Genomic DNA, 15567 nt, shown 5'->3' with positions numbered 1-15567 from the left:
ATCGGCAAAGGACCCATCGGTGCCTTCAGGAACGCCGAGTTTGGACCGTAGCGTGGCGACGTCCCCCCGCCAGATCGGCACGTCGCGGCGATAGAGCAAGGCTCCGAGCTGGTAGAGTTCGAGGGCATATTTGCTATCGAACGCCGGGCGCTGTTCCGGTGCAGCAGGGCATAGGCTTCGCTGTCTTTCAGAAGATCGCGGGCGCGGCGAGTGAACGGGTGGATCAGCCACCCCTGCTCTCCCCCCTCAAATGTCTCCTCGATCATCTGGAACGTGCGCCGCCCTTGGTCGCCCTCGACCTTATCGGGCATCGCCGAAAAAGATACCCATCAGCTCGTCGATCGTATCGGTAAGGCGATCATTGGAATTGTGGGAGCCGCGCAGCATGCGCTTGGCGATCCGATGTTCTTGGTACGCGCCATGCGTCGCCAGCGGCCTGGTGCATCATCAGGGCAGAATCTTGCGAGCCGAGAGGGTAAGCGAAACACCGCGCGCGTAGCGGACCTCGACCAGTTCGCGCGGTTGCACGATCGTGTCGGAACCCCGCTCCTTCTCGATCCGCGCAACTTCCATCGTGCGCCCAGGCTTATCGTCGGCTGCCCCACTCATGGCAGCACAATCGTTCGATGCGACAACGCGGTCAAGTATCATGAGATGAGAGAGGCTAGCTCCTCACTTCACGCACCCCATTCCTCATGATACCCCACCCCATTCCTCATGATACCCCACCCCAAAACTCATGATACCCCACCCCATTCCTCATGATAGGCTGGAATCGGCCTTTTAAATCAGTGGGATGCGACCCCCCCTAAATCATAAAATCCTAAAATCATAAATCACCGCGCGCGAAACGGAGAAGATTTAGATGGAATCGGCCTTCAGCCGATGCGCCCATGATGCGTGCCGGCTACGCCGTCACAGAGGCGGCCTATCGGCCGCTGGCTTGGCGAGGAAGAAGTAGGGGCGAGGGCGGTCCGCGATCATTCGCCGGGTGTCACACGGCGAGGGGGTTTCCCGTTGCCATCGTGGACGACGATCGCGGACACGCCCGAGGCGGCGATGCGATCGATCAGGCGATCGGCTTCATCGTACTGGTCGCTAGGCCAGTCGCGGGCGACGTGGACGCGATCGTCGCCGATTTCGAGTGTCAGGTGCGATATCGAGGGATCGAGGTCGAGCAGCCGTGCCATGTCGGCTTGGGTGTCGAGCGTGACGTGCTGGAGATCATGGCCTGTCATGACGAGCTGCCAGGTGCGGGTGCGATCATCGAGGCTCATGGCAGCAACCACCCGCTGTAGGTCTTGGCGTCGGGGTTCGCGCCGAAGCACCAGTAGGCCCCGTCGCGCTTCTCCCGCTTCCAGCCGTGATCCTTGGGGCAGGCGGCGATGGCGGGGATGGTCTGTTCGCTGGTCTGGTCGAGCTGGCGGGCAAGCTTGCCGTTGATGGTGTTGGCCCAACTCGCGGCGGCGACCTCATCACGGGCGCGGGCATAGCCTGATGCTTCACCGGCCCCGTTCCCGAGGTGGTAGCCGTAACCAAGCGCAACAGGCACCAGCAGGGCGAAGCCGGCGAGCGCGCCGTTCCACCACCTGTCCCACCGGCGCCGGCGCAGTTCATGGGCGCGGCGATCGGCGGCATCGGCGGCAAGACGATCGTTCAGGGCGGCGTGCGCGGCCGTGTCAGCATCGATCCGACGCCGCAGGGTCTCTCCCGCCCCGGCAAGGCCATCTGCGGCCCCATGACGCGCTCCGGCCTCCGCACGGGCCGCCAGAACGGCAGGATCGACCAGGCGGGCCGCTATGGCCTTATCGCGGGCTTCCTCGTCCTCGGCACGCTGGGCGTCCCTAGCGGCGGCATCGGCGAGGCTGGCGCGCACGTCGGTCACCAGGTCGCGCAGGGTGCCGAAGCCGGCAAGGATGCGCTGGATGTTGGTATCGAGGTGGGAAAAGAAGCTGTGCGCCTGGGCGGCGTCGGCAGCACCCCGAGCGCGACCGGCAGCAGATGGCGGCGGATCGGGGGGCATGTCGAACTCGGCCGGGTCGAACTTGCCGGCCGGGGGATCGGCCCGGTCTTCGCCACGGCCCCTTACCCTTCCGCGTCCCTGATCTTGGAGCTGGCGCGCCTGGTCGAGCAAGCGGCGAGGATCGTCGTCGCGGTCGCGGTCCATCAGCGGTCCTCCCCGGGCAGTGTCCACCCCTCAAATGGTTTCCTGTCCTGATCGCGGCTGATGCGATGGGTCAGCTCGGTGACGATGCCGGCGAACCGCTGATCCTTGGTGGCGGCATCGAGTAGCAGGCCACCCAGAATGATCTTGCGGCGGGTATCGAGGCGACGGCCTTCGGTGGCGATCCGGGCATTGAGCGCATCGAGACGAGCCTTGGCCTGAGCCAGACGTTTCTTCGCCAGTTCGACAGACTCGGGAGTGGGGGCAGCCATACCTTCTCCGCGTCAAAGCACGATCACAAAGCGAGCATAGCGCAAACCGACAAACGAAGCCACCCGAGACGACAGTAGGAGACAAGGGCGCACTTTAGCATTACTGCGTAATGCGTGCGGCAGGGACACCCTGCACCCATGTCGCAAGCGACAGCGGGACCTCGGCCCCACACCCCGACCAGCGTCATGCCGCTGGACTACGTTTGAGAAGGCAGTGCACGGCGATGGCGATCTACCATCTGGCGGTAAAATCGGTGTCGCGCTCGACCGGGCGCAGCGCGGTCGCGGCGATCGCGTATCGTGCTGGCGTCTGCCTCGAAAACGAGCGCGACGGCCTGGTGCACGATTACACGCGGCGGGGCGGCGTCGAGGATGCGTTCATCGTCGTGCCGGAAGGCGCGGAGTGGGCGCAGGACCGATCGGCGTTGTGGAACGCGGCCGAGGCGGCGGAGAAGCGCAAGGACGCCAAGGTGGCGCGGGAATACGAGCTGGGGCTACCGGCCGAGCTGGACGCCGGCCAGCGCCGCGACCTGGTTCATGCTTTCGCGGAAGATATCCGCGACCGTTACGGGGTGGCTGTGGATGCCGCGATCCACGCCCCTCATGACTATGGCGACGATCGCAACCACCATGCCCACGTCATGACGACGACGCGGGTAGTGGACGCGGAGGGGCTGGGGGCGAAGACGCGCCAGCTCGACGTGCGATCATCGGCGTCGGTCGAGGTCGAGGCGATCCGGGAGCGGTGGGCCGAACAGGTCAACGACGCGCTGGAACTGGCGCAGGTGGCCGAGCGGGTCGATCATCGCAGCTATGCCCGCCAGGGTGTCGAAATGGAGCCGACCGTGAAGATGGGCCATGCGTCGGCCGCGATCGAGCGGCGCGCGTATGCCGAGCAGATCGCGGCGGGCGAGGAACCGCACGCCGTCACCCCGCGCGGGCAGATGAACGAGGCGATCGAGGAGAAGCGCGGGCTGGGAGCCTATCTCGAGCGCGGCCGGGAGTGGCTGCAGGAGATGGGGCAGCGGGTGCGCGACCGGGCCGAGCTGGCGGCGCACGGCATGGCGAGCCTGGTGCAGGGCGCGGCGCGAACGATGCGGGCGGGGTTGCAGACCAGTGCCGGCGACGGGTTCGAGGCGGTGCCGGCGCTGGATCACTCACCCCGGCAGCAGCAGACGCCGGCCCTCGACCATGGACAGGACGAGCGCGATCGGCAGCGACAACGCCAGCGCGGGCACGACCGCGACGGACCGGATATCGGGTTCGAGCGGTAGAGACCGCGGTCTATGCGCTTTAGGCGCGTAGGCTCTGGCGCAACGTCGCACTGTCCTGCCGTTGCAGAACTTCATAGAGGCGATGCCCGACCCATTCTGCGACGGGTGGCGTTACCGCATTTCCGACCGCGTGATAGCGTAGGCTGTCGATGCGATCCGATTGCTTCTCGTCAAAGCCCTTGGGCCTTGTCCAATCATCGGGGAAACCTTGGACACGCTCAACTTCGTTTGGCGTGAAGCGCCGTACACGTCCTTCGGGATACCAGACGTAATTCCGCGACCAGTCCGTCCCGGTATGCCGAGCTGACTCGGCATAGATACAGTGGGCAACGCTCTTTACGAGCGGTCCTCTGACAGTATCTCCAAGGATTGTCTGAAAGATGGAGGAAGATTTCTTCCCATCCGATCGACCCTTCTTAGAATTCCAGTCGCCGCATTTTGGCTCAAAAAGTACTTCTCCGGCACTTCCTGCGTCTCGATGCATGGCAACAATGTAGACTCGACGCCGCTGCTGGGGGACTCCGAAGTCTTTACTGTTAAGCACACGCCATGCGACACCATACCCGAGTTCGTCCAGCGCCTTGAGTACGACGGTGAAGTCGCGTCCTCCGTGACTAGAGAGAAGCCCGTGCACGTTTTCGAGGATAATTGCTCTTGGAAGACGTGCTCCAACGAGTCGCATAAAGTCGTGAAAGAGCCCAGATTGGTTTCCTCTAAGCCCAGATCGCGGCCCCATTCGAGCAAGCGAGAGGTCTTGGCAGGGGAATCCTGCCGCCCAGATATCAGTTTCAGGGATATCTGCGTCATCCAACTTCCTAATGTCAGTATTTAGGGGAAGATCGGGCCAGTGCTGCTTCAAAATGTCACGGCAGAAGGGCTTGACCTCGCATTGAAACCGCACGTCGAAGCCGGCCCGCTCCAAACCGAGATCGAGGCCACCAATGCCCGAAAAGAACGAGGCGACGGTGTAAGGCAGAACTTCGAACCCCTAGAACGTAACAGGAACACTTGCATAAACAGCGTCATGCATCACGTCAACGCGGGACGCCTGCGCGAGAATCGCATATTCCGTGTCTGGGTGCTAGCTTGAATCCGGAGCGGTGGGGAGAGACCTGACGATGGAGAGTATTTCTGTCCGGTGGCGACCGTCGGGCGGACGTGGCGAGTTCGAGTACGTACCCGCAGACAGTCTGGAAGATCGAGAGATCAACGTATTTTTTGAGGCCTTGAACCTCACCATTCCTGCCGAGGTGCGTGGTGTAAATGCCCAACCGCAGGGAAAGCCAAGGCTTCGCAAGTTCGATTCGAACAATCGCAAGAAGATGCACTTACCGCAGCTAGTTATGGCGGTGGCGCGTCTACCCGAATTTCGTCGGGAAGATCACCATACTCCGCTAGTGTTTCCTCTTGAAAACAAGTCCTTTGTCATGGATGCAATGGACTTCGATGTGATCGAGGATGACGGTCTTACCGTAACGCTTGCTCCACTCCGCGTCTCCATACTTCACACAGACTTCAAGGTTGATTTGCAGGACCGCTTTGGGGCTATCGCAGCTGACATTGCCGAAGCTGACATGGTAGCAAATAATTACCCAAAGATTGCCGAAGCTATCAAAGGGCACGCTGCCAAGATTATGGGGGCCGTAAATACGGTAGAGATCAGAAAAGCGGCAGATACCTATATTTTGGCGCAGGCCGAACATTTCGGCATGACAAATGCCGGGTCAGCCACAAATCTGATACATTTCGAGAGTCTTCCAGAAACCGATCTGGAAGAGGAAATAACAGGCAAGGAAGGTCGTATCCTAACCAGAGTTCATGCTTATAAAGAGAGAGACAGAAAGTTCGCGGCGAGAGCTAAAAAGCATTATAAGACTAAGAATGGCGGTAAGCTGTGGTGTATTGCCTGCGATCTTAAGCCAGAGTTACTTTATGATGATCGTGGCGAGCGGTGTATTGAAGCGCACCACAAAATACCGATTGAAGAACTCCAGCCCGACAGCATCGTTCATGTAGATGACATGGCGATGGTGTGTGCGAGCTGCCATCGGGTGATCCATAGCCAAAAGCCTTGCCTGACCATTGAGGAGGTAAGAGCGTTGAAGCTTGCGGTGGCTGCGTGATGCGAAAATCAAAGGTTTTGCATCACCCGGAAAATGGCTGAAATCCGGGCGCTTCCATGATGCATAATTCCGATGCACAATCGGAGCATGATTTACGGCTATGCGCGCGTCTCATCCAACGGGCAGGATCTGGCGCAGCAGCTCGCCCAGCTCGACGCGGCCGGCTGCACCAAGATCTACCGCGAGAAGGTCAGCGCCGCGACGGCCGAGCGGCCCCAGCTCAAGCGCGCGATCGGCGCGCTCGATGCCGGCGACGTGCTGATGGTGACGGCAACCGATCGCCTGGCCCGCAACACCCGTGACCTGTTGAACATCCTCCATGCGGTGAAGGAGGCCGGCGCGGGCTTCCGCTCGATCGCGGAGCCGATGGTGGACACCACCTCGCAGTTCGCCGAGGTCGTTATTGCCGTGCTGGGGATCGCGGCGAGCTATGAGCGGCAGCGCATCACCGAGCGCACAACTGCCGGCAGGGTTCAGGCCAAGGCCCGTGGCGTGAAGTTCGGTCGACGTGCCGCCCTCACCCCCCATCAACAGACCGAGGCGCTACAGCGCCTTGCAGCCGGCGATACGCAACGCACCGTCGCGGCGCTGTTCGACGTGGATCAGGCAACGATATCGCGGCTGTTACGGCGATAAGTAGAAAGGCCATAAGCATCGATGTTCGGTTTTTTCAAAAAGAAGGCTGCCAAGCCAGACCTGCATTTTGCGGCAAAAGGCTACATGCAGATTGCTGTCACTCGCCAGCATCGGCCTGAGCTGGACCTTCATGTTGTCGAGCAGGGGTACGCGGCAGAGTTGTTAAGCGAGGGGTGCTCGACCGAGCAAGCATGGTCCGCCCGGTGGGGTGGCGTCTGCGCTATCAATGGCACGCTATCAGATTTTGAAGATGCAGTAGCCGCGATGAGGGAGGCGCGTCGGGAAACAGGCATGCCTGAAAAGATGCGCAGCAAGGATGAGGCGGAAGCGATGTATCTGGCAGCTGCAACGGCCGTTGTAACCCTACAGGATACGATGGACCCGAAAGGCTACCCGCACTTTCTGAGCTATATTGGCGCACGCTAAACCGCGCATCACTCGTCAGGCCGGCCAAACAAGCGCCCAAAGAACCCTCTCTTGGATTCCGTTGGCCCTGGTCCCGCTAGTAGACCGATCACTCGGGCCTGTGCTTCCCGGCGTTCGTCCTCGGATTTATCGAGCCGTTGCCGCAGATCATCAACCACGCCTTCGCGATCACGAAGCTGTTCACGCAACAATTCAACTTCTCGGAGCAACCCCCCTGTTTCCATTAGGGTTTCCCTGTTTCCGATAGGGGTATCGGAACGGCCCGTTTCAACCGTTTCCGGCTGTTTCGGGGGGAACACTCGGAATAGCTCAGATGTGTCGATCAGGTAGCCATTATCGGTCTTCTCGGCATAGCTAAGACGCCCCGATTTAAGGGCTTTCGAGACGGTTCCTTTGCTGACGCCCGCCAGCTCGGCACCCTTCGTCATCGACACCGTGGTCATAGGCTTATTCCCGTGTTTCCAACCGGGAACCATGACCGGTTGCCGTAGGGTATCGTGCAACCCGGTCAGAGACAAGGATCAGGGTTTCGCCCACTTTTCCGCGCAACCCTTCACCCATGTGGTCCAATCATCGCGAAGGGCATCACCCCGGAGTTGCCGTCGCCGGTCGGATCGGACGCGGACGTATTGATCCGCTAGCCGTTGGATCGCATGGCCCCCGCCATTGGCAAGGCCGATCGCATAGAGGTCTGGCGTCCGATATTCCGACACCTGATCGTCGGCAGGCCACCGCAGTATGTCCGAAACCGAAAGGCTGGCGGCTGCGGCAGCGATGATCGCAGCAGGATCAACGACCGTCTCTACCGTTCCTTCGCGCCGTGCGCGCCGGCCGGCGCGGTGACGCTCGTTTTCTTCCTCTGCCGCTACAACAGCGATCGGAGCTTTGTGGCGGAATGTGATCGCTACTTCGGTGACCTTGCGGCCCCTTCGCTTTGCGACCTCCCAGGCGACCGAGAATTGAGGAACGAGCTGATTTATTTCGGCCGTCGCCGCATCGAGGACGAAGCGGCGCAGATCGGCAAAGGACCCATAGGTGCCTTCAGGAACGCCGAGTTTGGACCGTAGCGTGGCGACGTCCCCCCGCCAGATCGGCACGTCGCGGCGATAGAGCAAGGCTCCGAGCTGGTAGAGTTCGAGGGCATATTTGCTATCGAACGCCAGCACTGTTGCCCGGTGCAGCAGGGCATAGGCTTCGCTGTCTTTCAGAAGATCGCGGGCGCGGCGAGTGAACCGGTAGATCAGCCACCCCTGCTCTCCCCCCTCAAATGTCTCCTCGATCATCTGGAACGTGCGCCGCCCTTGGTCGCCCTCGACCTTATCGGGCATCGCAAAAAAGATACCCATCAGCTCGTCGATCGTATCGGTAAGGCGATCATTGGAATTGTGGGAGCCGCGCAGCATGCGCTTGGCGATCCGATGTTCTTGGTCGCGCCATGCGTCGCCAGCGGCCTGGTGCATCATCAGGGCGAGAATCTTGCGAGCCGAGAGGGTAAGCGAAACACCGCGCGCGTAGCGGACCTCGACCAGTTCGCGCGGTTGCACGATCGTGTCGGAACCCCGCTCCTTCTCGATCCGCGCAACTTCCATCGTGCGCCCAGGCTTATCGTCGGCTGCCCCACTCATGGCAGCACAATCGTTCGATGCGACAACGCGGTCAAGTATCATGAGATGAGAGAGGCTAGCTCCTCACTTCACGCACCCCATTCCTCATGATACCCCACCCCATTCCTCATGATACCCCACCCCAAAACTCATGATACCCCACCCCATTCCTCATGATAGGCTGGAATCGGCCTTTTAAATCAGTGGGATGCGACCCCCCTGAATCATAGAATCCTAGAATCATGAATCACCGCGCGCGAAACGGAGAAGATTTAGATGGAATCGGCCTTCAGCCGATGCGCCCATGATGCGTGCCGGCTACGCCGTCACAGAGGCGGCCTATCGGCCGCTGGCTTGGCGAGGAAGAAGTAGGGGCGAGGGCGGTCCGCGATCATTCGCCGGGTGTCACACGGCGAGGGGGTTTCCCGTTGCCATCGTGGACGACGATCGCGGACACGCCCGAGGCGGCGATGCGATCGATCAGGCGATCGGCTTCATCGTACTGGTCGCTAGGCCAGTCGCGGGCGACGTGGACGCGATCGTCGCCGATTTCGAGTGTCAGGTGCGATATCGAGGGATCGAGGTCGAGCAGCCGTGCCATGTCGGCTTGGGTGTCGAGCGTGACGTGCTGGAGATCATGGCCTGTCATGACGAGCTGCCAGGTGCGGGTGCGATCATCGAGGCTCATGGCAGCAACCACCCGCTGTAGGTCTTGGCGTCGGGGTTCGCGCCGAAGCACCAGTAGGCCCCGTCGCGCTTCTCCCGCTTCCAGCCGTGATCCTTGGGGCAGGCGGCGATGGCGGGGATGGTCTGTTCGCTGGTCTGGTCGAGCTGGCGGGCAAGCTTGCCGTTGATGGTGTTGGCCCAACTCGCGGCGGCGACCTCATCACGGGCGCGGGCATAGCCTGATGCTTCACCGGCCCCGTTCCCGAGGTGGTAGCCGTAACCAAGCGCAACAGGCACCAGCAGGGCGAAGCCGGCGAGCGCGCCGTTCCACCACCTGTCCCACCGGCGCCGGCGCAGTTCATGGGCGCGGCGATCGGCGGCATCGGCGGCAAGACGATCGTTCAGGGCGGCGTGCGCGGCCGTGTCAGCATCGATCCGACGCCGCAGGGTCTCTCCCGCCCCGGCAAGGCCATCTGCGGCCCCATGACGCGCTCCGGCCTCCGCACGGGCCGCCAGAACGGCAGGATCGACCAGGCGGGCCGCTATGGCCTTATCGCGGGCTTCCTCGTCCTCGGCACGCTGGGCGTCCCTAGCGGCGGCATCGGCGAGGCTGGCGCGCACGTCGGTCACCAGGTCGCGCAGGGTGCCGAAGCCGGCAAGGATGCGCTGGATGTTGGTATCGAGGTGGGAAAAGAAGCTGTGCGCCTGGGCGGCGTCGGCAGCACCCCGAGCGCGACCGGCAGCAGATGGCGGCGGATCGGGGGGCATGTCGAACTCGGCCGGGTCGAACTTGCCGGCCGGGGGATCGGCCCGGTCTTCGCCACGGCCCCTTACCCTTCCGCGTCCCTGATCTTGGAGCTGGCGCGCCTGGTCGAGCAAGCGGCGAGGATCGTCGTCGCGGTCGCGGTCCATCAGCGGTCCTCCCCGGGCAGTGTCCACCCCTCAAATGGTTTCCTGTCCTGATCGCGGCTGATGCGATGGGTCAGCTCGGTGACGATGCCGGCGAACCGCTGATCCTTGGTGGCGGCATCGAGTAGCAGGCCACCCAGAATGATCTTGCGGCGGGTATCGAGGCGACGGCCTTCGGTGGCGATCCGGGCATTGAGCGCATCGAGACGAGCCTTGGCCTGAGCCAGACGTTTCTTCGCCAGTTCGACAGACTCGGGAGTGGGGGCAGCCATACCTTCTCCGCGTCAAAGCACGATCACAAAGCGAGCATAGCGCAAACCGACAAACGAAGCCACCCGAGACGACAGTAGGAGACAAGGGCGCACTTTAGCATTACTGCGTAATGCGTGCGGCAGGGACACCCTGCACCCATGTCGCAAGCGACAGCGGGACCTCGGCCCCACACCCCGACCAGCGTCATGCCGCTGGACTACGTTTGAGAAGGCAGTGCACGGCGATGGCGATCTACCATCTGGCGGTAAAATCGGTGTCGCGCTCGACCGGGCGCAGCGCGGTCGCGGCGATCGCGTATCGTGCTGGCGTCTGCCTCGAAAACGAGCGCGACGGCCTGGTGCACGATTACACGCGGCGGGGCGGCGTCGAGGATGCGTTCATCGTCGTGCCGGAAGGCGCGGAGTGGGCGCAGGACCGATCGGCGTTGTGGAACGCGGCCGAGGCGGCGGAGAAGCGCAAGGACGCCAAGGTGGCGCGGGAATACGAGCTGGGGCTACCGGCCGAGCTGGACGCCGGCCAGCGCCGCGACCTGGTTCATGCTTTCGCGGAAGATATCCGCGACCGTTACGGGGTGGCTGTGGATGCCGCGATCCACGCCCCTCATGACTATGGCGACGATCGCAACCACCATGCCCACGTCATGACGACGACGCGGGTAGTGGACGCGGAGGGGCTGGGGGCGAAGACGCGCCAGCTCGACGTGCGATCATCGGCGTCGGTCGAGGTCGAGGCGATCCGGGAGCGGTGGGCCGAACAGGTCAACGACGCGCTGGAACTGGCGCAGGTGGCCGAGCGGGTCGATCATCGCAGCTATGCCCGCCAGGGTGTCGAAATGGAGCCGACCGTGAAGATGGGCCATGCGTCGGCCGCGATCGAGCGGCGCGCGTATGCCGAGCAGATCGCGGCGGGCGAGGAACCGCACGCCGTCACCCCGCGCGGGCAGATGAACGAGGCGATCGAGGAGAAGCGCGGGCTGGGAGCCTATCTCGAGCGCGGCCGGGAGTGGCTGCAGGAGATGGGGCAGCGGGTGCGCGACCGGGCCGAGCTGGCGGCGCACGGCATGGCGAGCCTGGTGCAGGGCGCGGCGCGAACGATGCGGGCGGGGTTGCAGACCAGTGCCGGCGACGGGTTCGAGGCGGTGCCGGCGCTGGATCACTCACCCCGGCAGCAGCAGACGCCGGCCCTCGACCATGGACAGGACGAGCGCGATCGGCAGCGACAACGCCAGCGCGGGCACGACCGCGACGGACCGGATATCGGGTTCGAGCGGTAGAGACCGCGGTCTATGCGCTTTAGGCGCGTAGGCTCTGGCGCAACGTCGCACTGTCCTGCCGTTGCAGAACTTCATAGAGGCGATGCCCGACCCATTCTGCGACGGGTGGCGTTACCGCATTTCCGACCGCGTGATAGCGTAGGCTGTCGATGCGATCCGATTGCTTCTCGTCAAAGCCCTTGGGCCTTGTCCAATCATCGGGGAAACCTTGGACACGCTCAACTTCGTTTGGCGTGAAGCGCCGTACACGTCCTTCGGGATACCAGACGTAATTCCGCGACCAGTCCGTCCCGGTATGCCGAGCTGACTCGGCATAGATACAGTGGGCAACGCTCTTTACGAGCGGTCCTCTGACAGTATCTCCAAGGATTGTCTGAAAGATGGAGGAAGATTTCTTCCCATCCGATCGACCCTTCTTAGAATTCCAGTCGCCGCATTTTGGCTCAAAAAGTACTTCTCCGGCACTTCCTGCGTCTCGATGCATGGCAACAATGTAGACTCGACGCCGCTGCTGGGGGACTCCGAAGTCTTTACTGTTAAGCACACGCCATGCGACACCATACCCGAGTTCGTCCAGCGCCTTGAGTACGACGGTGAAGTCGCGTCCTCCGTGACTAGAGAGAAGCCCGTGCACGTTTTCGAGGATAATTGCTCTTGGAAGACGTGCTCCAACGAGTCGCATAAAGTCGTGAAAGAGCCCAGATTGGTTTCCTCTAAGCCCAGATCGCGGCCCCATTCGAGCAAGCGAGAGGTCTTGGCAGGGGAATCCTGCCGCCCAGATATCAGTTTCAGGGATATCTGCGTCATCCAACTTCCTAATGTCAGTATTTAGGGGAAGATCGGGCCAGTGCTGCTTCAAAATGTCACGGCAGAAGGGCTTGACCTCGCATTGAAACCGCACGTCGAAGCCGGCCCGCTCCAAACCGAGATCGAGGCCACCAATGCCCGAAAAGAACGAGGCGACGGTGTAAGGCAGAACTTCGAACCCCTAGAACGTAACAGGAACACTTGCATAAACAGCGTCATGCATCACGTCAACGCGGGACGCCTGCGCGAGAATTGCATATTCCGTGTCTGGGTGCTAGCTTGAATCCGGAGCGGTGGGGAGAGACCTGACGATGGAGAGTATTTCTGTCCGGTGGCGACCGTCGGGCGGACGTGGCGAGTTCGAGTACGTACCCGCAGACAGTCTGGAAGATCGAGAGATCAACGTATTTTTTGAGGCCTTGAACCTCACCATTCCTGCCGAGGTGCGTGGTGTAAATGCCCAACCGCAGGGAAAGCCAAGGCTTCGCAAGTTCGATTCGAACAATCGCAAGAAGATGCACTTACCGCAGCTAGTTATGGCGGTGGCGCGTCTACCCGAATTTCGTCGGGAAGATCACCATACTCCGCTAGTGTTTCCTCTTGAAAACAAGTCCTTTGTCATGGATGCAATGGACTTCGATGTGATCGAGGATGACGGTCTTACCGTAACGCTTGCTCCACTCCGCGTCTCCATACTTCACACAGACTTCAAGGTTGATTTGCAGGACCGCTTTGGGGCTATCGCAGCTGACATTGCCGAAGCTGACATGGTAGCAAATAATTACCCAAAGATTGCCGAAGCTATCAAAGGGCACGCTGCCAAGATTATGGGGGCCGTAAATACGGTAGAGATCAGAAAAGCGGCAGATACCTATATTTTGGCGCAGGCCGAACATTTCGGCATGACAAATGCCGGGTCAGCCACAAATCTGATACATTTCGAGAGTCTTCCAGAAACCGATCTGGAAGAGGAAATAACAGGCAAGGAAGGTCGTATCCTAACCAGAGTTCATGCTTATAAAGAGAGAGACAGAAAGTTCGCGGCGAGAGCTAAAAAGCATTATAAGACTAAGAATGGCGGTAAGCTGTGGTGTATTGCCTGCGATCTTAAGCCAGAGTTACTTTATGATGATCGTGGCGAGCGGTGTATTGAAGCGCACCACAAAATACCGATTGAAGAACTCCAGCCCGACAGCATCGTTCATGTAGATGACATGGCGATGGTGTGTGCGAGCTGCCATCGGGTGATCCATAGCCAAAAGCCTTGCCTGACCATTGAGGAGGTAAGAGCGTTGAAGCTTGCGGTGGCTGCGTGATGCGAAAATCAAAGGTTTTGCATCACCCGGAAAATGGCTGAAATCCGGGCGCTTCCATGATGCATAATTCCGATGCACAATCGGAGCATGATTTACGGCTATGCGCGCGTCTCATCCAACGGGCAGGATCTGGCGCAGCAGCTCGCCCAGCTCGACGCGGCCGGCTGCACCAAGATCTACCGCGAGAAGGTCAGCGCCGCGACGGCCGAGCGGCCCCAGCTCAAGCGCGCGATCGGCGCGCTCGATGCCGGCGACGTGCTGATGGTGACGGCAACCGATCGCCTGGCCCGCAACACCCGTGACCTGTTGAACATCCTCCATGCGGTGAAGGAGGCCGGCGCGGGCTTCCGCTCGATCGCGGAGCCGATGGTGGACACCACCTCGCAGTTCGCCGAGGTCGTTATTGCCGTGCTGGGGATCGCGGCGAGCTATGAGCGGCAGCGCATCACCGAGCGCACAACTGCCGGCAGGGTTCAGGCCAAGGCCCGTGGCGTGAAGTTCGGTCGACGTGCCGCCCTCACCCCCCATCAACAGACCGAGGCGCTACAGCGCCTTGCAGCCGGCGATACGCAACGCACCGTCGCGGCGCTGTTCGACGTGGATCAGGCAACGATATCGCGGCTGTTACGGCGATAAGTAGAAAGGCCATAAGCATCGATGTTCGGTTTTTTCAAAAAGAAGGCTGCCAAGCCAGACCTGCATTTTGCGGCAAAAGGCTACATGCAGATTGCTGTCACTCGCCAGCATCGGCCTGAGCTGGACCTTCATGTTGTCGAGCAGGGGTACGCGGCAGAGTTGTTAAGCGAGGGGTGCTCGACCGAGCAAGCATGGTCCGCCCGGTGGGGTGGCGTCTGCGCTATCAATGGCACGCTATCAGATTTTGAAGATGCAGTAGCCGCGATGAGGGAGGCGCGTCGGGAAACAGGCATGCCTGAAAAGATGCGCAGCAAGGATGAGGCGGAAGCGATGTATCTGGCAGCTGCAACGGCCGTTGTAACCCTACAGGATACGATGGACCCGAAAGGCTACCCGCACTTTCTGAGCTATATTGGCGCACGCTAAACCGCGCATCACTCGTCAGGCCGGCCAAACAAGCGCCCAAAGAACCCTCTCTTGGATTCCGTTGGCCCTGGTCCCGCTAGTAGACCGATCACTCGGGCCTGTGCTTCCCGGCGTTCGTCCTCGGATTTATCGAGCCGTTGCCGCAGATCATCAACCACGCCTTCGCGATCACGAAGCTGTTCACGCAACAATTCAACTTCTCGGAGCAACCCCCCTGTTTCCATTAGGGTTTCCCTGTTTCCGATAGGGGTATCGGAACGGCCCGTTTCAACCGTTTCCGGCTGTTTCGGGGGGAACACTCGGAATAGCTCAGATGTGTCGATCAGGTAGCCATTATCGGTCTTCTCGGCATAGCTAAGACGCCCCGATTTAAGGGCTTTCGAGACGGTTCCTTTGCTGACGCCCGCCAGCTCGGCACCCTTCGTCATCGACACCGTGGTCATAGGCTTATTCCCGTGTTTCCAACCGGGAACCATGACCGGTTGCCGTAGGGTATCGTGCAACCCGGTCAGAGACAAGGATCAGGGTTTCGCCCACTTTTCCGCGCAACCCTTCACCCATGTGGTCCAATCATCGCGAAGGGCATCACCCCGGAGTTGCCGTCGCCGGTCGGATCGGACGCGGACGTATTGATCCGCTAGCCGTTGGATCGCATGGCCCCCGCCATTGGCAAGGCCGATCGCATAGAGGTCTGGCGTCCGATATTCCGACACCTGATCGTCGGCAGGCCACCGCAGTATGTCCGAAACCGAAAGGCTGGCG

Annotated in this window: 21 protein-coding genes; 8 read left to right on the top strand and 13 right to left on the bottom strand. The window is 61.1% G+C overall.

Annotation, left to right across the window (positions count from 1 at the left end; all coding sequences use genetic code 11):
• From ACV7NO_RS17715 to ACV7NO_RS17695, 5 genes are all read right to left on the bottom strand, one after another.
• A partial coding sequence (locus tag ACV7NO_RS17715; protein WP_463407401.1) for a hypothetical protein occupies positions 1 to 311 on the bottom strand: 311 nt, incomplete at its 3' end.
• 136 nt (positions 312 to 447) lie between these two features.
• A complete protein-coding gene (locus ACV7NO_RS17710) occupies positions 448 to 609 on the bottom strand; it encodes a hypothetical protein (protein ID WP_463407400.1) in 162 nt (53 codons plus the stop codon).
• A 371-nt stretch (positions 610 to 980) separates the two neighbouring features.
• Entirely contained in the window at positions 981 to 1277 is a 297-nt protein-coding gene (locus ACV7NO_RS17705; protein ID WP_463407398.1) for a hypothetical protein, read from the bottom strand.
• Positions 1274 to 2167, bottom strand: a complete 894-nt coding sequence (locus tag ACV7NO_RS17700; protein WP_463407397.1) for a hypothetical protein — start codon at positions 2165 to 2167, stop codon at positions 1274 to 1276. The genes ACV7NO_RS17705 and ACV7NO_RS17700 overlap by 4 nt, the downstream gene beginning before the upstream one ends.
• Positions 2167 to 2436 (bottom strand): mobilization protein, encoded by a 270-nt coding sequence (locus ACV7NO_RS17695; protein WP_069064532.1) that lies wholly within the window; start codon positions 2434 to 2436, stop codon positions 2167 to 2169. The genes ACV7NO_RS17700 and ACV7NO_RS17695 overlap by 1 nt, the downstream gene beginning before the upstream one ends.
• A 224-nt stretch (positions 2437 to 2660) precedes the next feature.
• On the opposite strand from ACV7NO_RS17695, the gene mobQ (ACV7NO_RS17690) reads away from it, so the two are divergent.
• Positions 2661 to 3710: a MobQ family relaxase gene (gene mobQ, locus ACV7NO_RS17690; RefSeq protein ID WP_463407396.1), complete on the top strand. Its 1050-nt coding sequence runs from the start codon at positions 2661 to 2663 to the stop codon at positions 3708 to 3710.
• 19 nt (positions 3711 to 3729) lie between these two features.
• Here mobQ (ACV7NO_RS17690) and ACV7NO_RS17685 read toward each other — a convergent pair whose 3' ends face one another.
• Positions 3730 to 4686, bottom strand: coding sequence for a DNA cytosine methyltransferase (locus ACV7NO_RS17685; protein ID WP_463407402.1), 957 nt, complete (start codon positions 4684 to 4686; stop codon positions 3730 to 3732).
• 142 nt (positions 4687 to 4828) lie between these two features.
• Here ACV7NO_RS17685 and ACV7NO_RS17680 point away from each other — a divergent pair, with 142 nt between their 5' ends.
• The 3 genes from ACV7NO_RS17680 to ACV7NO_RS17670 all read left to right on the top strand — a co-directional run bounded on the left by ACV7NO_RS17680 (position 4829) and on the right by ACV7NO_RS17670 (position 6895).
• Positions 4829 to 5833, top strand: coding sequence for an HNH endonuclease (locus ACV7NO_RS17680; protein WP_463407395.1), 1005 nt, complete (start codon positions 4829 to 4831; stop codon positions 5831 to 5833).
• Between the two features lie 87 nt (positions 5834 to 5920).
• Positions 5921 to 6469 (top strand): recombinase family protein, encoded by a 549-nt coding sequence (locus ACV7NO_RS17675; RefSeq protein ID WP_463407394.1) that lies wholly within the window; start codon positions 5921 to 5923, stop codon positions 6467 to 6469.
• A gap of 21 nt (positions 6470 to 6490) precedes the next feature.
• Positions 6491 to 6895: a hypothetical protein gene (locus ACV7NO_RS17670; protein WP_463407393.1), complete on the top strand. Its 405-nt coding sequence runs from the start codon at positions 6491 to 6493 to the stop codon at positions 6893 to 6895.
• 8 nt (positions 6896 to 6903) lie between these two features.
• On the opposite strand, the gene ACV7NO_RS17665 is transcribed toward ACV7NO_RS17670, so the two are convergent.
• The 5 genes from ACV7NO_RS17665 to ACV7NO_RS17645 all read right to left on the bottom strand — a co-directional run bounded on the left by ACV7NO_RS17665 (position 6904) and on the right by ACV7NO_RS17645 (position 10346).
• Complete coding sequence (locus ACV7NO_RS17665; RefSeq protein ID WP_463407392.1) at positions 6904 to 7338, bottom strand: DNA-binding protein; 435 nt, start codon at positions 7336 to 7338, stop codon at positions 6904 to 6906.
• A 78-nt stretch (positions 7339 to 7416) separates the two neighbouring features.
• A complete protein-coding gene (locus ACV7NO_RS17660; protein ID WP_463407399.1) occupies positions 7417 to 8520 on the bottom strand; it encodes a replication initiation protein in 1104 nt (367 codons plus the stop codon).
• 370 nt (positions 8521 to 8890) lie between these two features.
• On the bottom strand, positions 8891 to 9187 hold the full coding sequence (locus tag ACV7NO_RS17655; RefSeq protein ID WP_463407398.1) for a hypothetical protein: 297 nt from the start codon (positions 9185 to 9187) through the stop codon (positions 8891 to 8893).
• Positions 9184 to 10077, bottom strand: a complete 894-nt coding sequence (locus tag ACV7NO_RS17650) for a hypothetical protein (protein ID WP_463407397.1) — start codon at positions 10075 to 10077, stop codon at positions 9184 to 9186. The genes ACV7NO_RS17655 and ACV7NO_RS17650 overlap by 4 nt, the downstream gene beginning before the upstream one ends.
• Entirely contained in the window at positions 10077 to 10346 is a 270-nt protein-coding gene (locus ACV7NO_RS17645; RefSeq protein WP_069064532.1) for a mobilization protein, read from the bottom strand. Before ACV7NO_RS17645 ends, ACV7NO_RS17650 begins: the two co-directional genes overlap by 1 nt.
• Before the next feature lie 224 nt (positions 10347 to 10570).
• On the opposite strand from ACV7NO_RS17645, the gene mobQ (ACV7NO_RS17640) reads away from it, so the two are divergent.
• Complete coding sequence (gene mobQ / locus ACV7NO_RS17640) at positions 10571 to 11620, top strand: MobQ family relaxase (protein WP_463407396.1); 1050 nt, start codon at positions 10571 to 10573, stop codon at positions 11618 to 11620.
• Positions 11621 to 11639: 19 nt separating this feature from the next.
• On the opposite strand, the gene ACV7NO_RS17635 is transcribed toward mobQ (ACV7NO_RS17640), so the two are convergent.
• Positions 11640 to 12596 carry a DNA cytosine methyltransferase gene (locus ACV7NO_RS17635; RefSeq protein ID WP_463407402.1) on the bottom strand — a complete coding sequence of 319 codons (957 nt, stop codon included), beginning with the start codon at positions 12594 to 12596 and terminating at the stop codon, positions 11640 to 11642.
• 142 nt (positions 12597 to 12738) lie between these two features.
• On the opposite strand from ACV7NO_RS17635, the gene ACV7NO_RS17630 reads away from it, so the two are divergent.
• The 3 genes from ACV7NO_RS17630 (at position 12739) to ACV7NO_RS17620 (ending at position 14805) form a co-directional block, all read left to right on the top strand.
• Entirely contained in the window at positions 12739 to 13743 is a 1005-nt protein-coding gene (locus ACV7NO_RS17630; protein ID WP_463407395.1) for an HNH endonuclease, read from the top strand.
• A gap of 87 nt (positions 13744 to 13830) precedes the next feature.
• A complete protein-coding gene (locus ACV7NO_RS17625; RefSeq protein ID WP_463407394.1) occupies positions 13831 to 14379 on the top strand; it encodes a recombinase family protein in 549 nt (182 codons plus the stop codon).
• Positions 14380 to 14400: 21 nt separating this feature from the next.
• Positions 14401 to 14805: a hypothetical protein gene (locus ACV7NO_RS17620; RefSeq protein WP_463407393.1), complete on the top strand. Its 405-nt coding sequence runs from the start codon at positions 14401 to 14403 to the stop codon at positions 14803 to 14805.
• An 8-nt stretch (positions 14806 to 14813) separates the two neighbouring features.
• Here the strand turns inward: ACV7NO_RS17620 and ACV7NO_RS17615 are convergent, their stop codons facing one another.
• Positions 14814 to 15248, bottom strand: coding sequence for a DNA-binding protein (locus tag ACV7NO_RS17615; protein ID WP_463407392.1), 435 nt, complete (start codon positions 15246 to 15248; stop codon positions 14814 to 14816).
• Between the last annotated feature and the right edge of the window lie 319 nt (positions 15249 to 15567).

The organism is Sphingomonas sp. Ell38C01, from assembly GCF_055231975.1.
The sequence above is the reverse complement of the archived record's forward strand: the minus strand, read 5'-3'. Positions and strand labels throughout refer to the sequence as shown.